This window comes from Eubacterium multiforme, from assembly GCF_030813415.1.
Classification (GTDB): Bacteria; Bacillota; Clostridia; order Clostridiales; family Clostridiaceae; genus Clostridium; species Clostridium multiforme.
The window spans coordinates 1-1,212 of sequence record NZ_JAUSUF010000034.1; the positions used below are offsets into that span (position 1 = coordinate 1).

A 1,212-nucleotide genomic window follows, 5' to 3' on the forward strand; every position below is an offset into this window, starting at 1 on the left:
AGGTCAAGCTACAAAGGGCGCATGGTGAATGCCTTGGCATCAGGAGCCGATGAAGGACGTGATAAGCTGCGATAAGCTTCGGGTAGGCGCACATAGCCAGAGATCCGAAGATTTCCGAATGAGGAAACTCGCATGGGAAACCCCATGCATCATATAGTGAATACATAGCTATATGAAGGTAACCTAGGGAACTGAAACATCTAAGTACCTAGAGGAAGAGAAAGAAAAATCGATTTTCTTAGTAGCGGCGAGCGAAAAGGAAAGAGCCCAAACCAAAGATTTATCTTTGGGGTTGCGGACAGAACATTAACTTAGGAGGCTATCGTAACAGAACACAACTGGAAAGTTGGACCGTAGAAGGTAATAGTCCTGTATGTGAAACGAGAAGACCTAAAGTTCTGATCCAGAGTACCACGAGACACGAGAAACCTTGTGGGAAGCAGGGAGGACCACCTCCCAAGGCTAAATACTACCTGATGACCGATAGTGAAGCAGTACCGTGAGGGAAAGGTGAAAAGAACCCCGGGAGGGGAGTGAAATAGAACCTGAAACCGTGTGCCTACAACCGATCAAAGCCCCATATGAGGGTGATGATGTGCTTTTTGTAGAACGAGCCAACGAGTTACGGTATGTAGCAAGGTTAAGTACTTAAGGTACGGAGCCGAAGGGAAACCAAGTCTTAATAGGGCGACTAGTTGCATGCTGTAGACCCGAAACCGGGTGACCTATCCATGGCCAGGTTGAAACGAGGGTAAAACCTCGCGGAGGACCGAACCACGTTGCTGTTGAAAAAGCATGGGATGAGCTGTGGATAGCGGAGAAATTCCAATCGAACTCGGAGATAGCTGGTTCTCCTCGAAATAGCTTTAGGGCTAGCGTCGAATGATATGAGTAGTGGAGGTAGAGCACTGAATGGGCTAGGGGGCATAGCGCTTACTGAACCTTATCAAACTCCGAATGCCACATACTTTTAATTCGGCAGTCAGACTACGAATGATAAGATCCGTGGTCAAAAGGGAAACAGCCCAGATCGTCAGCTAAGGTCCCAAAGTGTAAGTTAAGTGGGAAAGGATGTGGGATTTCTAAGACAACTAGGATGTTGGCTTAGAAGCAGCCACTCATTGAAAGAGTGCGTAATAGCTCACTAGTCGAGAGATCCTGCGCCGAAAATGTAACGGGGCTAAACTTACCACCGAAGCTACGGGTTCACAC

At 47.6% G+C, this 1,212-nt stretch carries 1 rRNA gene; it reads left to right on the forward strand.

Annotated features, from left to right (window positions below):
- Position 1: 1 nt before the first annotated feature.
- A 23S ribosomal RNA gene (locus J2S18_RS16380) occupies positions 2-1,212 on the forward strand; the annotation flags it as partial.